The sequence below is a fragment of the Streptomyces sp. NPDC001700 genome, assembly GCF_053596435.1.
The window spans coordinates 121127-141054 of sequence record NZ_JBSFGE010000001.1 but is presented as its reverse complement, the minus strand read 5'-3'; the positions used below and the strand labels follow the sequence as shown (position 1 = coordinate 141054).

Genomic DNA, 19928 nt, shown 5'->3' with positions numbered 1-19928 from the left:
CGTTTGTCAACCGCAGCGCAGACACTATGCACCCGAAGTGAGACAAATGACCGCAGAAGTCAAGCCAGCCTCCCTGCAGCTGACCGAGCGGCAGGAGGCGCGCCGCCGGCGCATCCTGCACGCCAGTGCCCGGCTGGCCAGCCGCGGCGGCTTCGACGCGGTCCAGATGCGCGAGGTGGCCGAGCACTCCAGCGTGGCGCTCGGCACCCTCTACCGCTACTTCCCCTCCAAGGTCCATCTACTGGTCGCCACCATGCAGGACCAGTTGCAGCACATGCACGAGACGCTGCGCAAGCGCCCGCCGACCGAGGACGACCCGGCCACCCGCGTCGCCCAGACCCTCATGCGCGCCTTCCGCGCGCTCCAGCGCGAACCCCATCTCGCGGACGCGATGGTCCGGGCCCTCACCTTCGCCGACCGCTCGGTGAGCCCCGAGGTGGACATGGTCTCCCGGCTCACCACCGCGATCATCCTCGACGCGATGGGCCTGGAGGGCCCGCCGACCGCCGAGCAGCTGTCCGCCGTGCGGGTCATCGAGCACACCTGGCACTCGGCGCTGATCACCTGGCTGTCGGGGCGGGCCTCGATCGCCCAGGTCAAAATCGACATCGAGACGGTCTGCCGACTGATCGATCTGACGGCGCCGACCGAGCGCGCCTGACGACGCCGACCGAGCGCGCCTCGCGGCGCCATCCGAGCCCGCCTGACGGCGCCAGCCGAGCATGCCCGACGGCGCACGATGCGCCCCGGGGGCGCACGAAAGCAGCAAAAAGTGCGCCCGCACGCCCCCCTTTGGCTCAAATTTCGCGTTCAGCGCCTGGGCAATCCCGGTATTCATGAACGGCGCGCGACAGAGCGACGACGGCGTGCGACGGCTCAACCATCTACAGGGGGTGAAGAACTCCGTGATACGGGTTCTTCTGGTACATGATTCATACCTGCTGCGGTCCGCGTTGGCCGCACTGATACAAGCCGAACCTGAGTTCGAGGTGGCTTCCGCCGCGTGGCGTGACGCGCGTAGCAGAGCCCGCTGCTTACAACCGCACGTCTGCGTGGTCGACACGGACTGCCCCGGCTCCGACAAGGCCGCCCGCAAGGGCGAGTTGGGCAAGCTCATGGCCGAGGCCCCGGCCGTCGAGGTCGGCCCCGAGTCCGGACTGCTCGTCCTCGCCAACGCCGGGCGCCCCGGCCAATTACGCCGCGCGCACAAGGCCCGCGCCCTCGGGTACATCGACAAGAACGCCCCGCCGCAGCGGCTACTGGAGGGCATCCGGCACGTGGCCAAGCAGGAGCGCTTCATCGACGACTCGCTGGGCTACGGCTTCCTCAAGGCGGCCGAGATCCCGCTGACCGAGCGCGAGTTGGGCGTCCTGTCGCTCGCCGCCGACGGTGCCTCCATCGCGGAGATCGCCCGGACCCTGCACCTGTCCAACGGGACGATACGCAACTACCTGGCCGCGATCACCCGTAAGACCGGGGCGCGCAACCGGGTGGACGCCATCCGCATCTCCCGCTGCGAGGGCTGGGTCTGATCCACCATCCGTCGTCACGCGGATGGTGGAGGTCCGCGCGGACGGATAGCGGAGAAGGCCTACGTCATTTGAGGGGCCAGCCCTCCCGGCGCCGGGCGGACCCTGTCGTTCCATGGGAGCGACGGGGCTGCCCGGGTGGCCGGAAACGGCGCGTCGCCCCGCGCCCACCCGCCGGGACCGGCTACTCGTCGGCCGGAAAGATCTGCTCACCGCCCTCCAGCAGCCGGATCGCGATGGCCTCCACCGGGCATCCCTCGGCCGCCACGAGCACCGCCTCGGACGCGTCCGCCTCCGCGTCGACCGGATGCGCCTGCCGGGCCTCGTCCAGCCGGAATCCGCCGGGGGCGCTGCTCACGCAGAAGCCCGAGCCGACGCAGACGCCGCGGTCGACCTCGATCCGCCAGCGGTCCCCCATCAGCCCTGCTCCCCGTCCCACCCCTGCGGCAGGTGGATCATCTTGTGCTCCAGGTAGGCCGCCAGCCCCTCGGGGCCGAACTCCCGCCCCAGGCCGGAGTTCTTGTAGCCGCCGAACGGACCGAGCATGTCCAGGCTGAAGGTGTTCACCGAGTACGTACCGGTGCGGATGCGCCGCGCGAAGTCGATGCCGTGCGCCACGTCGGCCGTCCATACGCTGCCGGAGAGTCCGTAGTCGGAGTCGTCGGCGATCCGGGCCGCCTCCTCCTCGTCCCCGTACGGCAGCAGGCAGATGACCGGGCCGAAGATCTCCTCGCGGGCGACGCGCATCGTATTGGCGACGTCCCCGAACAGCGTCGGCTCCACGTACCAGCCCGTCTCCTGGGCCTCGGGGCGCCCGCCGCCCGTCAGCACCTTGGCGCCCTCGCGCTGCCCGAGCGCGATGTAGTCCAGCGAGCGCCGCTGCTGCCGCTGGGCCACCAGCGGGCCCACCTGGGTCGCCGGGTCCATCGGATCGCCGACCACCAGGGCCGAGGCGGCGGCGGCGAAGCGCTCGGCCAGCTCGTCGTAGTGGGCGCGCGGGGCGAGGATGCGGGTCTGGGCGACGCACGCCTGCCCGTTGTTCATCCACGCGTTGGGCACGATGCCCGCGACCGCCGCCTCCAGATCCGCGTCCGGCAGGATCACCGCGGCCGACTTGCCGCCCAGCTCCAGCGTCACCCGGGTCAGTTGGCGCGAGGCCACCTCCATCACGCGCTTGCCCGCGGGCACCGACCCCGTGAACGACACCTTGTCGACCCCCGGGTGGCCGACCAGGTACTCGCTGATCTCCCGGTCCGCCGGAAGGATCGACAGCACGCCCTCCGGCAGCCCCGCCTCGGTCGCGATCTCCGCCAGCAGATACGCGTCCAGCGGCGTCTCCGGCGAGGGCTTGAGGATCACCGAGCACCCCGCCAGCAGCGCCGGTGCCAGCTTCGCCGCCGCCACGAACTGCGGCACGTTCCACGGCACGACGGCCGCCACCACCCCGACCGGCTCCCGCCGCACCAGCAGCGGCCCGAGCACTCCGGCCCGCCGCTCCTCGAAGGTGAAGTCGCGCGCCACCGTGATCGCCGCGTCCCACACCATCATCGCGCCGAGCGCCTGGGCGAGGACGCTCCAGGAGTACGGCGAGCCGTTCTGCGCGCTGATGACCTTCGCGATCTCCTCGTGCCGCAGGGCCACCGCGTCCTTGATCCGCGTGACGACGGCGATCCGTTCCTCCAGGGAGGTACGCGGCCACTCCCCCTCGTCGAACGCCCGCCGCGCCGCCGCCACCGCCCGGTCCACATCGGCGCGGGCGGCGTGCGGCACCCGCCCGATGACCTGTTCCGTGTGCGGCGAGACGACCTCGATGGTCTCCGCCCCGGCCGGATCGACCAGCGCCCCGCCGATGAAGAGCTGCCCGTACTCGATGAGGTCGCCCATCGCTGATGCCTCCCGCCGAGATCTGACGATGCATCAGAACTAGTACCAGTTCCCGTTATAGTCAGCAATGCATGCGCTGCCGCGGCCCGGCGCCGCACTCGCGAAAAGGGGGAACCCCGTGCCAGAGGCGACCGGTGTCACCGACCACGGCGGCGGGGTGTGGAGCATCCCCGTCCCCATACCGGACAACCCGCTCGGCCACACCCTCGTCCACCTCCTCGACACCGACCGTGGCCCGGTCCTCGTCGACACCGGCTGGGACGACCCGACCGCCTGGGACACCCTCACCGCCGGGCTCGCCGCCTGCGGCGCCGATGTCACCGAGATCCACGGCATCCTCGTCACCCACCACCACCCCGACCACCACGGCCTCTCCGGCCAGGTGCGGGAGGCCTCCGGGGCGTGGATCGCGATGCACGGCGCCGACGCGCACGTCGTACGCCGCACCCGCGAGGCCGACCCCGCCCTCTGGCTCGACTACCTCGCCGAGAAGCTGGCCGCAGCCGGTGCCCCCGAGGACCACCTCGCCCCGCTGCACGCCGCGCGCGCCGAGGGCCGTACGCACCTCCCGGGGCAACGGGCCGCCCTCCCCGACCGCGAGATCGCCCCCAGCGAACTCCTCGACCTCCCCGGCCGCCGCCTCCGCGCCATCTGGACACCGGGCCACACCCCCGGCCACATCTGCCTCCACCTGGAAGAAGCCCACCCGGCGGCGCTCCACGGCCACGGCCGCCTCTTCTCCGGCGACCACCTCCTCCCCGAAATCACCCCGCACATCGGCCTGTACGAGGACCCGTCCGACCCCGCCCCCACCGACCCGCTGGGCGACTACCTCGCCTCCCTGGAGCGCGTCGCCGCCCTCGACCCGGCCGAGGTCCTCCCGGCCCACCAGCACGCCTTCACCGACGCCCCCGCCCGCGTCCGCGCCCTCCTCCACCACCACGAGGCCCGGCTCGCGGACCTCCGCGCCCTCCTCGCCACCCCGCTCACCCCCTGGCAGCTCGCCGAGCGCATGGAGTGGAACCGCCCCTGGCCCGACATCCCCTACGGCTCCCGCAACATCGCCGTATCGGAGGCCGAAGCCCACCTCCGCCGCCTGGTCACCCTGCGCCGGGCCGAACCCGTGCCCGGCACCGACCCGATCACCTACCGGGCCCTGTGACCCCGCTCGGGCACCATGGACGGACCGACGAACGAGAGGGCCACCGATGTCCCGCCAGAATGACCGCAAGCACCGCATCGTCACGATGTTCCAGCGACGCGTCGCCAACCCGATCGCGTCCCGGCTCCCGTTCCAGACCCTCCTGGAGACCACCGGCCGGACCTCCGGACTGCCCCGGCGCACACCGGTCGGCGGACGCCGCGTCGGTGACGCGTTCTGGTTCGTCTCGGAGTTCGGCGACAGGTCGCAGTACGTACGGAACCTCCGGGCCGACCCCCGGGTCCGGGTCCGCGTCAACGGCACCTGGCACACCGGCACCGCCCACCCGCTCCCCGAGGACGACGCCCGCGCCCGCCTCAAGACCCTCCCCCGCTACAACAGCACCGCGGTGCGCGCGCTCGGCATCGACCTGCTGACCGTGCGCGTCGACCTCACCGGCTGAGCGGCACCCCGAGGGGCTATGTTCGGCCCATGTACACCACGAGGGTTTCCGGACATGTACGGGCATCGCGGGCGGCGGTCTACCGGGCGCTGGTGGACGGGCGCGCCATCGCGGAGTGGCGGGTGCCGGACGGGATGAGCGGGCGGGTGCACGAGTTCGATGGCCGCGAGGGCGGGGAGTTCCGCGTCTCGCTCACCTACGACGTGCCGACCGGCACCGGCAAGTCGGCCCCGCACACCGATACGTACCGCGCCCGTTTCGTGACGCTCGTACCGGACGAGCGAGTGGTGGAGACGATCGAGTTCGAGACCGGGGACCCCGCGCTGGGCGGGACGATGACGATGACGACCACGCTCAGCGACGCGGGCGAGGGTGAGGGCGAGGGCACCGATGTGCTGGTCGTGCAGGAAGGGGTCCCCGACGCCGTGCCCGCCGAGGACAACGAGACGGGCATGCGCATGGCGCTCGCGAAGCTCGCCCGGTTCGTGGAAGCGGGCCGGGCGGGCGGCGGCGCCGGGGGGCTTGATGCGGCCGGTTAAAGTGGGCGGGAGAACTTCATCCGCGTCCGATCAGGGGAAGTCGGTGGAAATCCGGCGCTGACCCGCAACCGTGTGTACGCGCCCCGCGCTCTGCGGGCCGTACGAGCCGGAGTACCTGGGCGGGCGCGACGCAGGAGGCTCCCGCCGTCCGGGTGTCCGGCGGCGGCACCGTCGTGGGATGCGGAGCTGAGCCCGGTGCCACCGCGTGGCGGAGTGTTCCGCGCATGCGTGGGCGGCCGTGCGTGGCTGCGTACTGCCCCTGATCGAGAGGCACCCCAGCCATGAACGCACGCCGCAGCGCCGCGGCCCTGGCCATCTGCGCCGCCCTGTGCGCGACCGCCGCCCCCGCCGCTTCCGCCGCTCCCTCTGACGGTCCGGAGGGGCTGTACGGGACGAAGGACCCCAAGTTCGACGGGGTGTGGCGGCAGTCGCTCGCGCTGCTCGCCCAGGACGCGACCGGGGTGAAACCGGCCAAGTCCGCCATCGACTGGCTCGCCGGGCAGCAGTGCGCGGACGGCGGCTTCGCCGCGTACCGGGCGGACACCGGGACGGCGTGCGACCCGAAGAAGGGCGAGTTCACGGACGCGACCGGGGCCGCGATACAGGCGCTGGCCTCGGTGGGCGGCCGCTCGGCGGCGGTCGAGAAGGGCATCGGCTGGCTCAAGCGGAGCCAGAACGAGGACGGCGGCTGGGGCATGAACCCCGGCGGCCCGAGCGACGCCAACTCCACCTCGGTCGCGGTCGGCGCCTTCGCCACGGCCGGAATGGACCCGGTGGAGGTCGCGGCGGCGGCGAGCGGCAAGACGCCGTACGACGCGCTGCTCGGGCTGCAGCTGGACTGTTCGGCGAAGGAGGCGCAGCGGGGCGCGTTCGCGTACACGTCCGGGAAGGGCAAGCCCGCCGCCGCCAACGACCTGGCCACCGTGAGCGCGGCGCTGGGCACCCGGGGCTCGGGCTTCGTCTTCGACCCGGTCGGCAAGGACGACGACAAGAGCCCCAAGCCGCTGGCCTGCGAGGAGAAGGGCGGCGGCGCGGACCGTACACCGGAGGACGCCTCCGAGGCCGCGCTCGCCTACCTCTCCACCACCATGTCCGGCAACGGCATGCACCTGAAGTCCACGACGCCCGGCGCCAAGGCGCAGCCCGACTTCGGCGCCACCGCCGACGCGATCATGGCGCTCGCCGCCGGTGAGCACAGCGCGGCGGCGGCCCGCCCGTTGCAGTGGCTGCAGGGCAAGGACAGCGGCGCGGCGGCCTGGGCGAAGGGCGACCCGGGCGCGCTGGCCAAACTGGTGCTCGCGGCCCACGCGGCCGGTGCCGACCCGCGCCACTTCGGCGACGCCGACCTCGTACAGCAGCTCAACGCCACCGGGCCGAAGCCGGCCGAGGAGCAGGCGTCGAAGAGCGACGCGAAGGGTGACGACGACGGCGGGACGGGCAGCGTCTGGTGGATCGTCGGGAGCTGCGCGGTGGCCGGTATGGGCATCGGTTTCCTGCTCAGCGGCCGTAAGAGGCAGCAGCTTTGATGTTCGGCCGCTCGGTGATCCGGCTGCCGCTCGTGGCCCTGCTCGCCGTGCTCGCCGTCGCCGCCCCCGCCCATGCCGAGGGGTACCGCTACTGGTCGTTCTGGCAGCGGGGCGGGGACGGCGGCGGCTGGACGTACGCGTCGGAGGGCCCCTCCGCGGCCCGCCCCGGCGACGGCGACATGATCGGCTTCCGCTTCGCCGTCAGCGAGGACTCCCGCGATGCCGCCCGACCGCGCGGCACGGCCCGCTTCGGCACGGTCTGCACCGCGGATACGCCCGCCAAGAGCGGCACGAAACGGATCGCGGTAGTCCTGGACTTCGGCACCCCCCAGGACGCCCCGGACGGCCGTACGCCCCCGAAGCCCCGCACCGCGTGCGCGCGGGTCGGCGAGGACGCGACGGCCGGGGAGGCGCTGGCGACGGTCGCGAAGCCACTGCGCTACAACTCCTCGGCGCTGCTGTGCGCGATAGCGGGCTACCCGAAGTCGGGCTGCGGCGAGGCGGTGACCGCCCACAAGGCTGCTGAAGGCGGCGACGGCGGCCCATCGGCAGGCCTGATAGGCGGAGTAGCCGCCGTGGCCGTCCTCGGGGCAGCGGCGGCATGGCAAACCCGCCGCCGCAGGTCGTGACGGCGATGGGCGCGCGTATGGCACTCGGCGCGGTCGGAGCACGGGCGGCGGACCGCCCGGCGGGTTCGCGACCGTACCGTACCGGCGGCCCCGGTGGCGGGGGCGCTGCCCCGGCAGGGGCCACCCCCGCGATCGGGCGGGGGCGTGGGGCTGCCGCGTCCGGCCCGCCGCGTCCGCGTCGCGGGAGCGCGCTGCATGCCGGGGCGTGGTGGGTGTGGGCGCTGGGGCTGGGTGCGGCCGCTTCGCGGACCAGCAATCCGCTGCTGCTCGGGCTGATCGTCGCGGTCGCCGGGTATGTGGTGGCGGTGCGTCGTACCGATGCGCCCTGGGCGCGGTCGTACGGCGCGTTTCTGCGGCTCGGGCTGGTCGTGCTCGCGATCCGGCTCGTCTTCGCGGTGTTCTTCGGCTCGCCGATCCCCAGTACGCGGGTGCTGTTCACACTGCCCGAAGTGCCGTTGCCCGGCTGGGCGCAGGGGGTGCGGATCGGGGGGCGGGTCACCGCCGAGGGGCTGGTGTTCGCGCTGTACGAGGGGCTGCGGCTGGCCACGCTGCTGGTCTGCGTCGGGGCGGCGAACGCGCTGGCCAGCCCGGCGCGGCTGCTCAAGTCGCTGCCGGGCGCGCTGTACGAGGCGGGGGTGGCGGTGGTCGTGGCGATGACCTTCGCGCCGCATCTGGTGGCGGACGTCCAGCGGCTGCGCGCGGCGCGCCGGTTGCGCGGGCGGCCCGACCGTGGGGTGAAGGCGCTGCTGCAGGTGGGACTGCCGGTGCTGGAGGGCGCGTTGGAGCGGTCCGTGGCGCTGGCGGCGGCGATGGACGCGCGCGGTTACGGCCGCACCGCGCAGGTCCCGCCCGCGGTGCGCCGTACGACCGCCGCGCTGACGCTGGGCGGGCTGCTCGGCGTCTGCTGCGGTACGTACGGGCTGCTGGCCTCGGAGGGCGCGGGGTACGGGCTGCCGCTGCTGCTGGCCGGGCTCGCCGCCGCGCTGGGCGGGCTGTGGCTGGGCGGGCGCCGGTCGGTCCGCAGCCGCTACCGGCCGGACCGGTGGGGCGTGCGGGCCTGGCTGGTGTCGGGGTCGGGGGCGGCGGTCGCGGCGCTGATGATCTGGGCCGCCTCGTACGCGCCGGAGTCCCTGAATCCGCCCGCCGTGCCGCTCACCGCACCGGACTTGCCGCTGTGGCCGGCGGCGGGGGTCCTGTTGGGGCTGCTCCCGGCGTTCGTCGCGCCAGCACCGGCTATACGGTACGAAACCGAGGAGGTCACCCAGTGATCCGCTTCGAGCAGGTGTCCGTCACCTACGACGGCGCCGCCCGGCCCGCCCTCCACGGGGTGGAACTCACCGTTCCGGAGGGCGAGCTGGCCCTGCTCGTCGGCCCCTCCGGAGTCGGCAAGTCGACTCTTCTGGGTGCCGTTTCCGGGCTGGTGCCGCACTTCAGCGGGGGCACGCTGCGGGGCAGGGTCACGGTCGCGGGGCGGGACACCCGTACCCACAAGCCGCGCGAGCTGGCCGACGCCGTCGGCACCGTGGGCCAGGACCCGCTCGCCCACTTCGTCACCGACACCGTCGAGGACGAACTCGCCTACGGGATGGAGTCGCTGGGCCTGCCGCCCGACACGATGCGCCGCCGCGTCGAGGAGACCCTCGACCTCCTCGGCCTCGCCGAGCTGCGCGACCGGCCCATCGCCACGCTCTCCGGCGGGCAGCGGCAGCGGGTCGCGATCGGGTCGGTGCTCACCACCCACCCCAAGGTCCTGGTCCTGGACGAGCCCACCTCGGCACTCGACCCGGCCGCCGCCGAAGAGGTGCTGGCCGTGCTGCAGCGGCTGGTGCACGACCTGGGCACGACCGTGCTGATGGCCGAACACCGTCTTGAGCGGGTGGTGCAGTACGCGGACCAGGTGATCCTGCTGCCCGCCCCCGGCGCGGCCCCGGTCGTCGGCGAACCGGCCGAGATCATGCCGGTCTCGCCCGTGCAGCCGCCGGTCGTGGCGCTGGGCGGCCTCGCGGGGTGGACGGCCCCGGTCCCGCTGTCCGTACGGGACGCGCGCCGCAAGGCGGGGACGCTGCGGGAGCGGCTGGCGGACCTCACTCCACCTACCCGGCACACAGCGCCGGACGGCTCACCGGCCGGGCAGGCCGAGCGGCTGTCCGTACGGCACGGGCGCGTCGAGGCGCTGCGCGACGTCAGCCTGTCGGTGCGGCCCGGCGAGACGGTGGCGCTGATGGGCCGCAACGGGGCCGGGAAGTCGACCCTCCTCGCCACGTTCGTCGGGATGCGGGAACCGGCCGCCGGAACCCTGCGCATCGGTGCGGAACGCCTCGTACCGCACCGCACCCGCCCCGCCGAACTCCTGCGCCACGTGGGCCTCGTACCGCAGGAGCCGCGCGATCTGCTGTACGCGGACACGGTGGCGGCCGAGTGCGCGGCCGCCGACGAGGACGCGGGGGCGGCGTCCGGCACCTGCCGGGCGCTGGTCACGGAGCTGCTGCCCGAGGTGGCGGACGAGGCGCATCCGCGCGATCTGTCCGAGGGGCAGCGGCTCGCCCTCGCGCTGTCCGTCATCCTCACGGCCCGCCCGCCGCTCCTGCTGCTGGACGAGCCGACGCGCGGGCTGGACTACGCGGCGAAGGCACGGCTGACGCGGGTGCTGCGCGGGCTGGCGGCGGACGGCCACGCCATCGTGCTGGCCACGCATGACGTGGAGCTGGCGGCCGAACTCGCCCACCGGGTCGTCATCCTGGCCGACGGCGAGGTGGTCGCGGACGGCCCGACGGCGGAGGTCGTGACGTCCTCCCCCGCCTTCGCCCCACAGGTCGCGAAGATCCTCGCGCCGCTGCCGTGGCTGACGGTGCCGCAGGTGCGCGAGGCGCTGGAGGGGGCGCGATGAACGGACCCCACCCATCCCGGGTACGGGCCGTCCGGCTTGGGCCCCGCTCGGTCGTCGCCCTCGTCCTCGTCTCGGCGGTCGGCGTCGCCGCGTTCGTCTGGCCGCTCGTCGCGCCCGCCCACTCCGGCGTCGCCGCCCACGCCGCCGACGCGCCCTGGCTGTTCGCCGCGCTGCTGCCGCTGCTGCTGGCGGTGGTCGTGGCGACGATCGCCGACACCGGTCTGGACGCGAAGGCCATCGCGATGATCGGGGTGCTGGCGGCGGCGGGCGCGGCGCTGCGGCCGCTGGGCGCGGGCACGGCGGGCATCGAGCCGATGTTCTTCCTGATGGTGCTCTCGGGGCGGGTGCTCGGCCCCGGTTTCGGGCTGGTGCTCGGCTCGGTGACGATGTTCGCGTCGGCGCTGCTCACGGGCGGCGTCGGGCCCTGGATGCCGTACCAGATGCTGGCGATGGGGTGGGTCGCGCTGGGCGCGGGGCTGCTGCCCGGCGCCGGACGGCTGCGCGGCCGCCGCGAACTGGCGCTGCTGGCGGGGTACGGGGCGCTCGCGTCCGTGGCGTACGGGACGGCCATGAACCTCCAGGGCTGGACGCTGACGCAGGGGATGTCGTCGGGGATCAGCTATGTGCCGGGCGACGCGGTCGGCGCGAACCTGGCCCGTTTCGTCACGTACTGCCTGGCGACGTCGCTCGGCTGGGACCTGCCGCGCGCGGTGGTGACGGTGGTGCTGACCCTGACCCTCGGCGGGCCGATCCTGCGGGCGCTGCGGCGCGCGACGCGGCGGGCGGCGTTCGAGGCGCCGGTGGCGTTCGAGCGCGGATGACGAAGCGGGCCCGGTGCGCCGCGTACGGCACCGGGCCCGCTCGTCACCACCGGCTTACTGGTGGAACACGCTCACGTTCCACTGCGCGACCCACCGGCCGTCGCCGAACTGGAGGTTGGCCGTGCACTTGTAGGTGTCGCCATCACACTTCAGGGCCGTCACCGGGACCGGCGCCTTCACCGACTTCACCGCTGCCCCCTGCCGGGCCGGGCTCTGGTGGAACACATTCGCGTTCCACTGCGCGACCCACCGGCCGTCACCGAACTGGAGGTTGGCCGTGCACTTGTAGGTGTCACCATCACACTTCAGAGCCGTCACCGGGACCGGCGCCTTCACCGACTTCACGGACGCCGACTTCACGGCCGCCGCCTGCCGGGCCGGGCTCTGGTGGTACACGTTCACGCCCCAGTCCGCGATCCACCTGCCGTCACCGAACTGAAGGTTGGCCGTGCACTTGTAGGTGTCGCCATCGCAGTTGAGCGCGGTGACGGGGACGGGCGCGGCCCCGGCGGCCGGGGCGACCGCGGCCTGGGCCATGAGCAGGGCTCCGAGCCCCAGAAATGTACCGGTGAGCATTCGGCGAGCTGACATAACGTCGCTTCCCTTCGACTCCGACCGCATGACGTGGCGTATGACGTGCCGTATGACGCGCCGCATCATGTCGCCCACCGGTCGAGCACAACTTGAAGCATCTACCTACAGCCGCTGAATGATCGTCCCCGTCGCCAGCGCCCCGCCCGCGCACATCGTGATGAGCGCGAACTCCTTGTCCGCCCGCTCCAGTTCATGCAGCGCCGTAGTGATCAGCCGCGCACCCGTCGCCCCCACCGGGTGGCCGAGCGCGATGGCGCCGCCGTTGACGTTCACCTTCTCCAGATCCTGTTCGAAGACCTGCGCCCAGGACAGCACGACCGACGCGAACGCCTCGTTGATCTCGACCACGTCGATGTCCTTGAGCGTCATCCCGGCCTTCCCCAGCACGGCCCGCGTCGCGTCGATCGGACCGTCCAGGTGGTAGTGCGGATCGGTGCCGACCAGGGCCTGGGCCACGATCCGGGCGCGGGGCCGCAGCTTCAGCGCGCGGGCCATCCGCTTGGACGCCCACAGCACCGCGCACGCGCCGTCCGAGATCTGGGAGGAGTTGCCCGCCGTATGCACGGCCGTCGGCATGACGGGCTTCAGCCCGCCCAGCGCCGCCATGCTGGTGTCGCGCAGCCCCTCGTCCCGGTCGACGGCCCGCCACATGCCCTCTCCGGCCGCCTGCTCCTCCTCGGTCGTGGGCACCTGCACCGCGAAGGTCTCGCGCTTGAAGCGCTCCTCGGCCCAGGCCCGGGCCGCGCGCTCCTGGGAGAGGAGGCCGAGCGTGTCGACGCCCTCCCGGGTGAGCCCGCGCCGCCGGGCGATCCGCTCGGCGGCCTCGAACTGGTTGGGGAGGTCGACGTTCCACTCGTCGGGGAACGGCTTGCCAGGACCGTGCTTGGAGCCGCTGCCGAGCGGCACCCTCGACATGGCCTCGACGCCGCAGCCGATGCCGACGTCGATGACCCCGGTGGCGACCATCGTGGCCACCATATGGTTCGCCTGCTGCGACGATCCGCACTGGCAGTCCACGGTCGTCGCGGCCGTCTCGTAGGGGAGACCCATGGCCAGCCAGGCGGTGCGCGCGGGGTTCATGGACTGCTCTCCCGCGTGGGTGACCGTGCCGCCGACAATTTGTTCGACGCAGTCGGGCTGGATGCCGGTGCGGGCGAGGAGTTCGCGGTAGGTTTCCCCGAGGAGATACGCGGGGTGGAGGTTGGCGAGCGCGCCTCCGCGCTTCCCGATGGGGGTGCGTACGGCTTCGACGATGACGGGTTCCGCGGCCATGACTCGTCCTCTTCTCCATCGCGTCCGCGGGGGCTCCCGGCAGCGCGCCCGCGCCAGAACTAGTACGCGTTCTAGTTCCCTCGCTCAGTCTGCTGAGGCCCGACCTGACGGCGCAAGGGTTGTGCACATCTTGTGCACAGGGCGAGTTGGAGCATCCGGCCCCAAGAAGGCCCGCCATGGCCCTTGCTACTTGTAGAACCCGTTACTACCTTCTGGACACTTTCTGATAGGCCGTCAGATCTGGAGTGGCCGATGTCCTGTCCAGCGCTCCCCGAAGGCTTTGACTTCACCGACCCCGACCTCCATGAGCACCGGGTGCCACTCCCCGAGTTCGCCCAGCTGCGGCAGACGGCCCCCGTGTCATGGATCCCCCAGCGGCACGGCATCGCCGGTTTCGACGACGACGGCTACTGGGCCGTCACCCGGCACGCCGACGTCAAGGAGGTCTCGACCCGGCCCGAGATCTTCTCCTCGCACCGCAACACCGCGATCATCCGCTTCAACGAGCGCATACAGCGCGAGCAGATCGAGGTCCAGAAGCTGATCATGCTCAACATGGACCCGCCCGAGCACACCCGGGTCCGCCAGATCGTCCAGCGCGGCTTCACCCCGCGCGCGATCCGCTCCCTGGAGGACGCCCTCCACGACCGCGCGGAACGCATCGTGGCCGGGGCCAAGGAGAACGGCACCGGCGACTTCGTCACCGACATCGCCTGCGAACTCCCGCTCCAGGCCATCGCCGAGCTGATCGGCATCCCCCAGCAGGACCGGATCAAGATCTTCGACTGGTCCAACAAGATGGTCGCGTACGACGACCCGGAGCTGGCCATCACCGAGGAGATCGGCGCCGAGTCGGCCATGGAGCTGATCTCGTACGCCATGAACCTGGCCTCCGACCGCAAGCAGTGCCCGGCCAAGGACATCGTCAGCGCGCTGGTCGCCGCCGAGGACCAGGGCAACCTGGGCTCGGACGAGTTCGGCTTCTTCGTCCTGCTGCTGTCCGTCGCGGGCAACGAGACCACCCGCAACGCCATCAGCCACGGCATGCACGCCTTCCTCACCCACCCCGACCAGTGGGAGCTGTTCAAGCGCGAGCGCCCCGCCAGCGCCGCCGACGAGATCGTCCGGTGGGCCGCTCCTGTGATGTCCTTCCAGCGCACCGCCACCCAGGACACCACGCTCGGCGGCCAGACCATCCGGGCGGGCCAGCGGGTCGGCGTGTTCTACGCCTCCGCCAACAACGACCCCGAGGTCTTCGACCGCCCCGAGGTCTTCGACATCACCCGCGACCCCAACCCCCACCTCGGCTTCGGCGGCGGCGGACCGCACTTCTGCCTCGGCAAGAGCCTCGCCGAACTGGAGATCCGGCTGATCTTCAACGCCATCGCGGACACCCTCCCCGGCATCCGCCTCACCGGCGCGCCCCGGCGGCTGCGGTCGGCGTGGCTGAACGGGATCAAGGAGCTACGGGTGTCGTACGCGTAGCGCGTGACCGCCGCCGCATGAACCGCACTACGTGACCGGCCCGCCTACTTGAACGGCACGTTGATGCAGGCCACCCGGTCCCCGGCCATGCCCGCCCGCCCCATGTGGGTGGAGGTGCCATGCTCGTGGATCACCACCGAGCGCGCCTCACCGGCCCTGAAGTGCCACTTCACCATGGACTTGGTGCGGGCGTCGCCACGGCTGTTGGTGGTGGCGTCGAGCCACATCTCATTGCGCGCGTTGGCGTACTTGGGGTTGGTCGACGGCTGCTTCGGGTCCTTGACGTTCTGGTAGTGCGGGCCGGACGAATCGGGCTGGGCACCGCACGGCCTGGTGTGGACGTGTATCCCGAAGTGGTGGTCCGGTTCGACCCCGCGCAGGGCCAGGAAGACGAACGTGCCGCGCGGCGGCATGCCGTGCTTCCCGTGCTCCCCCTGCTCTCGCATCTCGTGGTCCCGCATCTCGCCGTGCCACTTCCCCGGGAGCCGCAGCTCCGCGACGAGCGCGACGGCGGTCGTGGGGACCAGCGCGCTGTCGTACGTCACCGCGCCACGGTCGCCCTGGGCCTGTGAGGCGGGCCGGAACCGCTCCAGGACGAACGCCGTGGGGTTCGGCGAGGGATCGGCCGTGGCGCTCGGCGCGGCGGCCGCGGGTGAGATGACGGTCATCGATACGGCCAGCGCTGCGGCGGCCGCCGTTACCAGGGACATCCTCAGATCCCTCCTTGGTCGGGACCCCCGAGACTTCCTGGCGTTTATACCGCTTTCCTCAACGCTAGACCGGTGCACCGGACCCTTCAACGCGAGGCGTCGGCCGCCTCCGCGGCCTCCTTCGGATGGGGGACCTCCGCCACCTGCGACGTCTCCCCCGACTCCCCGGCGCGTGGCCTCCGCAACCGCGCCCGGACGCGCTCCCGTGCGCCCCGGGCGCCCGCCGTCAGCATCTCGGTGACCGAGCCGTTCGCCTCCTCGGTGGGCTTCCGGCCGACGCCGAGCAGCACGTACTGCAGACCGAATCCGGCCGCGACGACGGCCGCGCCGCCGACCGCGTCCAGCACGTAGTGGTTCGCCGTGCCGACGATCACCGCGACGGTGAGCAGCGGGTACAGCATGCCGAGGATCTTCATCCACAGGTACGGCGCCACCAGCGCGATGACCACGCCGCACCACAGCGACCAGCCCACGTGCAGCGACGGCATGGCCGCGTACTGGTTGGACAGCTTGGTGAGCGCGCCGAAGTCCGGGTTGTTCAGATCCTGCGGGCCGTGCGCCGTGTCGACGTACCCGAGGCCCATCAGCCTCGGCGGGGCCAGCGGGTAGAGCCAGAAGCCGACCAGCGCGAGCATCGTGGCGAACGCGAGCGGGGTGCGGGCCCAGCGGTAGGTCGCGGGGCGGCGCAGATAGAGCCAGCCCAGCAGGGACAGCGGGATGAGGAAGTGGAAGGTGCTGTAGTACCAGTTCATGCCGTCCTTCAGCCACGGGGTGTCCGCGACGAGGAGGTTGAACCAGTGCTCGATGTCGATATACAGGAAGCGCTCGATGGCCAGCACCTGGTGGCCGTGGCCCTCGGCGATGCCGCGCTCGTCGGGCGCGTGGGCGCGGATCCACGAGTAGGCGAAGTAGCCGACGCGGATGAACATCAGCTCCAGCAGCAGGTTCGGCCGGGACAGCGGCCGCCGTACGAAGCGCAGCAGCGGGATCCAGGCGAACCGGCCCTGGTGCGGCTCCAGCACCGGCGTCGGCTCCGGGCTGTCCCACTGCGGGGACGTGCGGGAGACGAACGGCACCAGGCAGGCGGCGGCGAGCGCGGCCAGTAGCGGGGCGTTGTAGCCGATATGCCCGGCGATCTCGATGTCGGGCAGCAGCGCGGTCCGGCTCAGCGTCATCACCAGCACCACCAGCACCGGCCACACCAGCCGGTCGGTGGCCCGGCGGCCCACCCGGCCGACGACCGCGAGCAGGATCCACAGCTGCTGGTACTGCCAGGAGGTGGGCGAGACCGCCAGCGCCACACAGCCGGTGATCGCCGCGGCCAGCAGCAGCTGCCCGTCCCGCGCGTAGCGCACCGCGCGCCGCAGGCCGACGACCGCGACCGCGACCGCCAGGACCGCGAGCAGCGCCAGCTCGACCGGCCCTTCCAGACCGATGCGCAGCAGCAGCCCGTGCAGCGACTGGTTGGCCAGGCTGTCGGCGGGCTCGCCGAGCCCGGCGCCTCCGAGGTGGTGGATCCAGTACGTCAGGGAGTCGCGCGGCATGGCGGCCCACGCCAGCGCGGTGCACGCGGCGAACGTCGCGCCCGCGAGCGCGGCCGAGCGCCGCCGCCCGAGGAGCCACAGCACGACGCCGAACAGCAGCAGCGCGGGCTGCAGGGCGGCGGCCACGCCGATGAGGACGCCCGCCTGCCGTCCGGAGGTGCGGGGCAGCACGGTGAGCACGACGAGCAGCACCGGGATGATGCTCGTCTGCCCGAGCGTGAAGGTGTTGCGGACCGGGAGGGACAGCGTCAGCAGGCAGATCGCCAGCGGCGCGGCCAGCAGCGCGGTGCGGCGCGAGACCGGCCCGGGCAGGGCGCGCGCGGCGGCCAGCCCGAGGACCACCACGAGCAGCAGGGTGCCGAACGTCCAGGCGACGCCCAGACTCTGCTCGGCGGCCCGGGTCAGCGGCTTGAGCACCAGCCCGGAGAAGGGGGTGCCGGTGAACGCGTCCCCGTCGTACAGCGAACCCCTCACATGGAGGACGCCCTGCTCGCCGATCCAGGTCTCCAGGTCGGTCAGCCGCTCGTCCGGTGGCAGCCGCAGCACCGCCGCCGCCTGCCGCGCGGCGAGCAGACCGGCCAGCAGCCAGAGCGCGCCGAGCACCATCATCGTCCGTGACGTCCGCGCCCCGACGGCACCGGACCCCGCCCCCGTGCCCGCGGCACTCCGCAGTCCGCCTCGCTCTACGTTCGCCACGCCCTGCCGCTCCCCCACTCGCCCTCTTTACCTGTTCGGAATGTTTGAGACTACTGAGCCCAAATACTCAGACGCGTCACACCCCCTCGTCACCTGACTGTCGTCCCCGGTTGTCCGAAAGCTGTCAGACTTTGGCGGAAGTGCGTCTGTACGGAGGGATCCGTACGGTCCCGGCCAATTTCACCAGGACCGCGCGGCACCCCGCGAATCGCGACGGCCGTGGCCGCACCGCCGGGTGGCAGGATGGGCCCATGAGCATCGTCAAGATCAACGTGCTGACCGTTCCCGAAGAGCAGCGCGAGGTACTGGAGAAGCGCTTCGCCTCCCGCGCCGGGACCGTGGAGAACTCCGACGGCTTCGAATGGTTCGAGCTGCTGCGCCCCGTCGAGGGCACCGACCAGTACCTCGTCTACACGCGCTGGCGCAGCGAGGAGGACTTCCAGGCCTGGATGGAGGGCCCCATGAAGGCGGCCCACCAGCGCGGCGGCGAAGACGCCCCCCAGCAGAAGCCCGCCGCGGCGGGCTCCACCCTCTGGTCCTTCGAGGTAGTCCAGCAGGCCGCCCCCAAGGGCTGAATAGGCCGCACCGCCCGACGCCCTGTGCCCCGCGCCCGGATCGCTCCGGTGCGGGGCACAGCGCGTCGGAGCAGGTCGCGGCCAGCGTCACCACCTCGGCCCTGTCCTGAACTCATCGGTCGTGGTCAGGGCCCTGGTGCCGCGGAACGGGGGGTTCAGTAGGGTCACCTTGTGTACGGGAGTGTCAGCGAGAAGCCGGTGCCCGCCCGCGGGGACGGGCAGCGCATTCTGGTCGTGGACGACGAGGCCAGGATCGCCGAACTGCTCTCGACCACCCTGGAGCTGGCCGGTTATCAGGTCGGCACCGCCGCCACCGGGGGTGAGGCGCTGGACCGGGTGGGGCGGGAGCGGCCGGATCTGGTGATCCTGGATGTGATGCTGCCCGATCTGGACGGGTTCACCGTGTGCCGGCGGCTGGTGGCCGCCGACGAGGACCATCCGCCCGTTCTCTTCCTCACCGCCCGCGACTCCCTGGACTCGCTCGTCACCGGGCTCGGCATCGGCGGAGGCGACTACGTCACCAAGCCGTTCCGGATCGCCGAGGTGCTGGCCAGGGTGCAGGTGCTGCTGCGCGGGCGGCGGCGGAGAGCCCGGGAGGAGGAGGCGCCGCCGAGCTACGCGGACCTGGTGCTGGACGATACGACCCGGCAGGCCCTGCGGGGCCGCCGCACGCTGGACCTCACCCCGGCCGAATACCGGCTGCTGCGCTATCTGCTGGCCAACGCCGGGCGGGTGCTGTCCAAGGAGCAGATCGGCGAACACCTGTGGTTCAAGGACCACAAGAGCTACGGGGACAACGCCATCGAGAAGCTGATCTCCCGGCTGCGGCACAAGGTCGACGAGGAGGAGCCCGCGCTCATCCACACCCGCCGCGGCTTCGGCTACTGGCTCGGCAAGCTCACCACCGTATGAACAGCGACGACGATCTCTACGGTGACGAGCGGCAGCGGCTGGTCGAGGTGCTGCTGCACGAGCTGCGCACCTCGCTGACGACTATCCGCGGCTGGGCCGAACTCCCCTTCCAGGGCCTCAGCGACGACCCCGCGCTGATGGTGCGCGCCCTGCGGCGCATCCAGGACGAGGCGGACCACATGTACGAGGCGACCCAGCGGGCGTTCCCCCGCTCGGACGCCTCGTGGGAGCGGCCGCCGCGCCTGGCGCCGGTGGATCTGCGGGACGTGGCCGACGAGGCGGTGGCGGATCTGGGGCTGCTCGACCCCGAACGCCCCATCATCCGCGAGAACTCCGGCCGCACGGCCCTCGTCGCCGACAACCGGATGCTGCGGCACGCCGTCCGCAACCTGCTGGGCAACGCCCTGCAGCACACCCCCGCCGGAACCCCGGTGACCGTGGCGGTGCGCGGTCCGGTGAGCGGGCCCGGCGGGGAGCCGTGGGTCGAACTGTCGGTCGGCGACCGGGGGCCGGGCATGGACCCGCGGGCGGTCGCCCGGCTGACCACTCCGTACACCGCGCCCGACCGCGGCGCGCCCGGCGGCGGCGGGCTCGGGCTCACCATCGTGCGGCGGGTGGTCGAACGGCACGGCGGCGAGGTGACCGTGAGCAGCGCGCCGGACCTCGGGACGACGGTCACGGTGGCCCTGCCCACTGTCAGCGTTTCGTCAGGCAACTGACC

Annotated in this window: 20 protein-coding genes; 14 read left to right on the top strand and 6 right to left on the bottom strand. The window is 72.5% G+C overall.

Annotated features, from left to right (window positions below; genetic code table 11):
* The first annotated feature begins 46 nt into the window (after positions 1–46).
* Positions 47–661 carry a TetR family transcriptional regulator gene (locus ACWC5C_RS00700; protein WP_450872391.1) on the top strand — a complete coding sequence of 205 codons (615 nt, stop codon included), beginning with the start codon at positions 47–49 and terminating at the stop codon, positions 659–661.
* Positions 662–905: 244 nt separating this feature from the next.
* Entirely contained in the window at positions 906–1532 is a 627-nt protein-coding gene (locus ACWC5C_RS00695) for a response regulator transcription factor (protein WP_450873211.1), read from the top strand.
* Positions 1533–1713: 181 nt separating this feature from the next.
* On the opposite strand, the gene ACWC5C_RS00690 is transcribed toward ACWC5C_RS00695, so the two are convergent.
* On the bottom strand, positions 1714–1947 hold the full coding sequence (locus tag ACWC5C_RS00690; RefSeq protein WP_450872389.1) for a ferredoxin: 234 nt from the start codon (positions 1945–1947) through the stop codon (positions 1714–1716).
* Complete coding sequence (locus ACWC5C_RS00685; protein ID WP_450872387.1) at positions 1947–3413, bottom strand: aldehyde dehydrogenase; 1467 nt, start codon at positions 3411–3413, stop codon at positions 1947–1949. The genes ACWC5C_RS00690 and ACWC5C_RS00685 overlap by 1 nt, the downstream gene beginning before the upstream one ends.
* Positions 3414–3480: 67 nt before the next feature.
* Between ACWC5C_RS00685 and ACWC5C_RS00680 the strand changes: the two genes are divergently transcribed.
* The 8 genes from ACWC5C_RS00680 (at position 3481) to ACWC5C_RS00645 (ending at position 11419) form a co-directional block, all read left to right on the top strand.
* Positions 3481–4575 (top strand): MBL fold metallo-hydrolase, encoded by a 1095-nt coding sequence (locus ACWC5C_RS00680; RefSeq protein ID WP_450872385.1) that lies wholly within the window; start codon positions 3481–3483, stop codon positions 4573–4575.
* Positions 4576–4621: 46 nt separating this feature from the next.
* Positions 4622–5017 (top strand): nitroreductase/quinone reductase family protein, encoded by a 396-nt coding sequence (locus tag ACWC5C_RS00675; protein ID WP_450872383.1) that lies wholly within the window; start codon positions 4622–4624, stop codon positions 5015–5017.
* A 29-nt stretch (positions 5018–5046) separates the two neighbouring features.
* Positions 5047–5556 (top strand): SRPBCC domain-containing protein, encoded by a 510-nt coding sequence (locus tag ACWC5C_RS00670; RefSeq protein WP_450872381.1) that lies wholly within the window; start codon positions 5047–5049, stop codon positions 5554–5556.
* A gap of 281 nt (positions 5557–5837) precedes the next feature.
* A complete protein-coding gene (locus ACWC5C_RS00665; RefSeq protein ID WP_450872379.1) occupies positions 5838–7082 on the top strand; it encodes a prenyltransferase/squalene oxidase repeat-containing protein in 1245 nt (414 codons plus the stop codon).
* The gene (locus ACWC5C_RS00660) at positions 7082–7711 is read left to right on the top strand and encodes an SCO2322 family protein (RefSeq protein ID WP_450872377.1); all 630 of its coding nucleotides are present in this window, start codon (positions 7082–7084) and stop codon (positions 7709–7711) included. The genes ACWC5C_RS00665 and ACWC5C_RS00660 overlap by 1 nt, the downstream gene beginning before the upstream one ends.
* Positions 7684–8979 (top strand): energy-coupling factor transporter transmembrane component T, encoded by a 1296-nt coding sequence (locus ACWC5C_RS00655; protein ID WP_450872376.1) that lies wholly within the window; start codon positions 7684–7686, stop codon positions 8977–8979. Before ACWC5C_RS00660 ends, ACWC5C_RS00655 begins: the two co-directional genes overlap by 28 nt.
* Positions 8976–10598, top strand: a complete 1623-nt coding sequence (locus ACWC5C_RS00650) for an ABC transporter ATP-binding protein (protein ID WP_450872375.1) — start codon at positions 8976–8978, stop codon at positions 10596–10598. The genes ACWC5C_RS00655 and ACWC5C_RS00650 overlap by 4 nt, the downstream gene beginning before the upstream one ends.
* Positions 10595–11419, top strand: coding sequence for an ECF transporter S component (locus ACWC5C_RS00645; protein ID WP_450872373.1), 825 nt, complete (start codon positions 10595–10597; stop codon positions 11417–11419). The genes ACWC5C_RS00650 and ACWC5C_RS00645 overlap by 4 nt, the downstream gene beginning before the upstream one ends.
* Positions 11420–11473: 54 nt before the next feature.
* Here the strand turns inward: ACWC5C_RS00645 and ACWC5C_RS00640 are convergent, their stop codons facing one another.
* Both ACWC5C_RS00640 and ACWC5C_RS00635 read right to left on the bottom strand, forming a co-directional pair.
* Positions 11474–12010, bottom strand: a complete 537-nt coding sequence (locus ACWC5C_RS00640; RefSeq protein WP_450872371.1) for a hypothetical protein — start codon at positions 12008–12010, stop codon at positions 11474–11476.
* Between the two features lie 105 nt (positions 12011–12115).
* Positions 12116–13285: a steroid 3-ketoacyl-CoA thiolase gene (locus ACWC5C_RS00635; RefSeq protein WP_450872370.1), complete on the bottom strand. Its 1170-nt coding sequence runs from the start codon at positions 13283–13285 to the stop codon at positions 12116–12118.
* Positions 13286–13537: 252 nt separating this feature from the next.
* Between ACWC5C_RS00635 and ACWC5C_RS00630 the strand changes: the two genes are divergently transcribed.
* Positions 13538–14770, top strand: a complete 1233-nt coding sequence (locus tag ACWC5C_RS00630) for a cytochrome P450 (RefSeq protein ID WP_450872368.1) — start codon at positions 13538–13540, stop codon at positions 14768–14770.
* A gap of 44 nt (positions 14771–14814) precedes the next feature.
* Here the strand turns inward: ACWC5C_RS00630 and ACWC5C_RS00625 are convergent, their stop codons facing one another.
* A complete protein-coding gene (locus tag ACWC5C_RS00625) occupies positions 14815–15480 on the bottom strand; it encodes a superoxide dismutase family protein (RefSeq protein WP_450872366.1) in 666 nt (221 codons plus the stop codon).
* Positions 15481–15566: 86 nt separating this feature from the next.
* On the bottom strand, positions 15567–17630 hold the full coding sequence (locus tag ACWC5C_RS00620) for a bifunctional glycosyltransferase 87/phosphatase PAP2 family protein (RefSeq protein WP_450873210.1): 2064 nt from the start codon (positions 17628–17630) through the stop codon (positions 15567–15569).
* 341 nt (positions 17631–17971) lie between these two features.
* Here ACWC5C_RS00620 and ACWC5C_RS00615 point away from each other — a divergent pair, with 341 nt between their 5' ends.
* The 3 genes from ACWC5C_RS00615 (at position 17972) to ACWC5C_RS00605 (ending at position 19926) form a co-directional block, all read left to right on the top strand.
* The gene (locus tag ACWC5C_RS00615) at positions 17972–18295 is read left to right on the top strand and encodes an antibiotic biosynthesis monooxygenase family protein (RefSeq protein WP_385444832.1); all 324 of its coding nucleotides are present in this window, start codon (positions 17972–17974) and stop codon (positions 18293–18295) included.
* A gap of 171 nt (positions 18296–18466) precedes the next feature.
* Entirely contained in the window at positions 18467–19207 is a 741-nt protein-coding gene (locus ACWC5C_RS00610; protein ID WP_450872364.1) for a response regulator transcription factor, read from the top strand.
* A complete protein-coding gene (locus ACWC5C_RS00605; protein WP_450872363.1) occupies positions 19204–19926 on the top strand; it encodes a sensor histidine kinase in 723 nt (240 codons plus the stop codon). Before ACWC5C_RS00610 ends, ACWC5C_RS00605 begins: the two co-directional genes overlap by 4 nt.
* Positions 19927–19928: the final 2 nt, after the last annotated feature.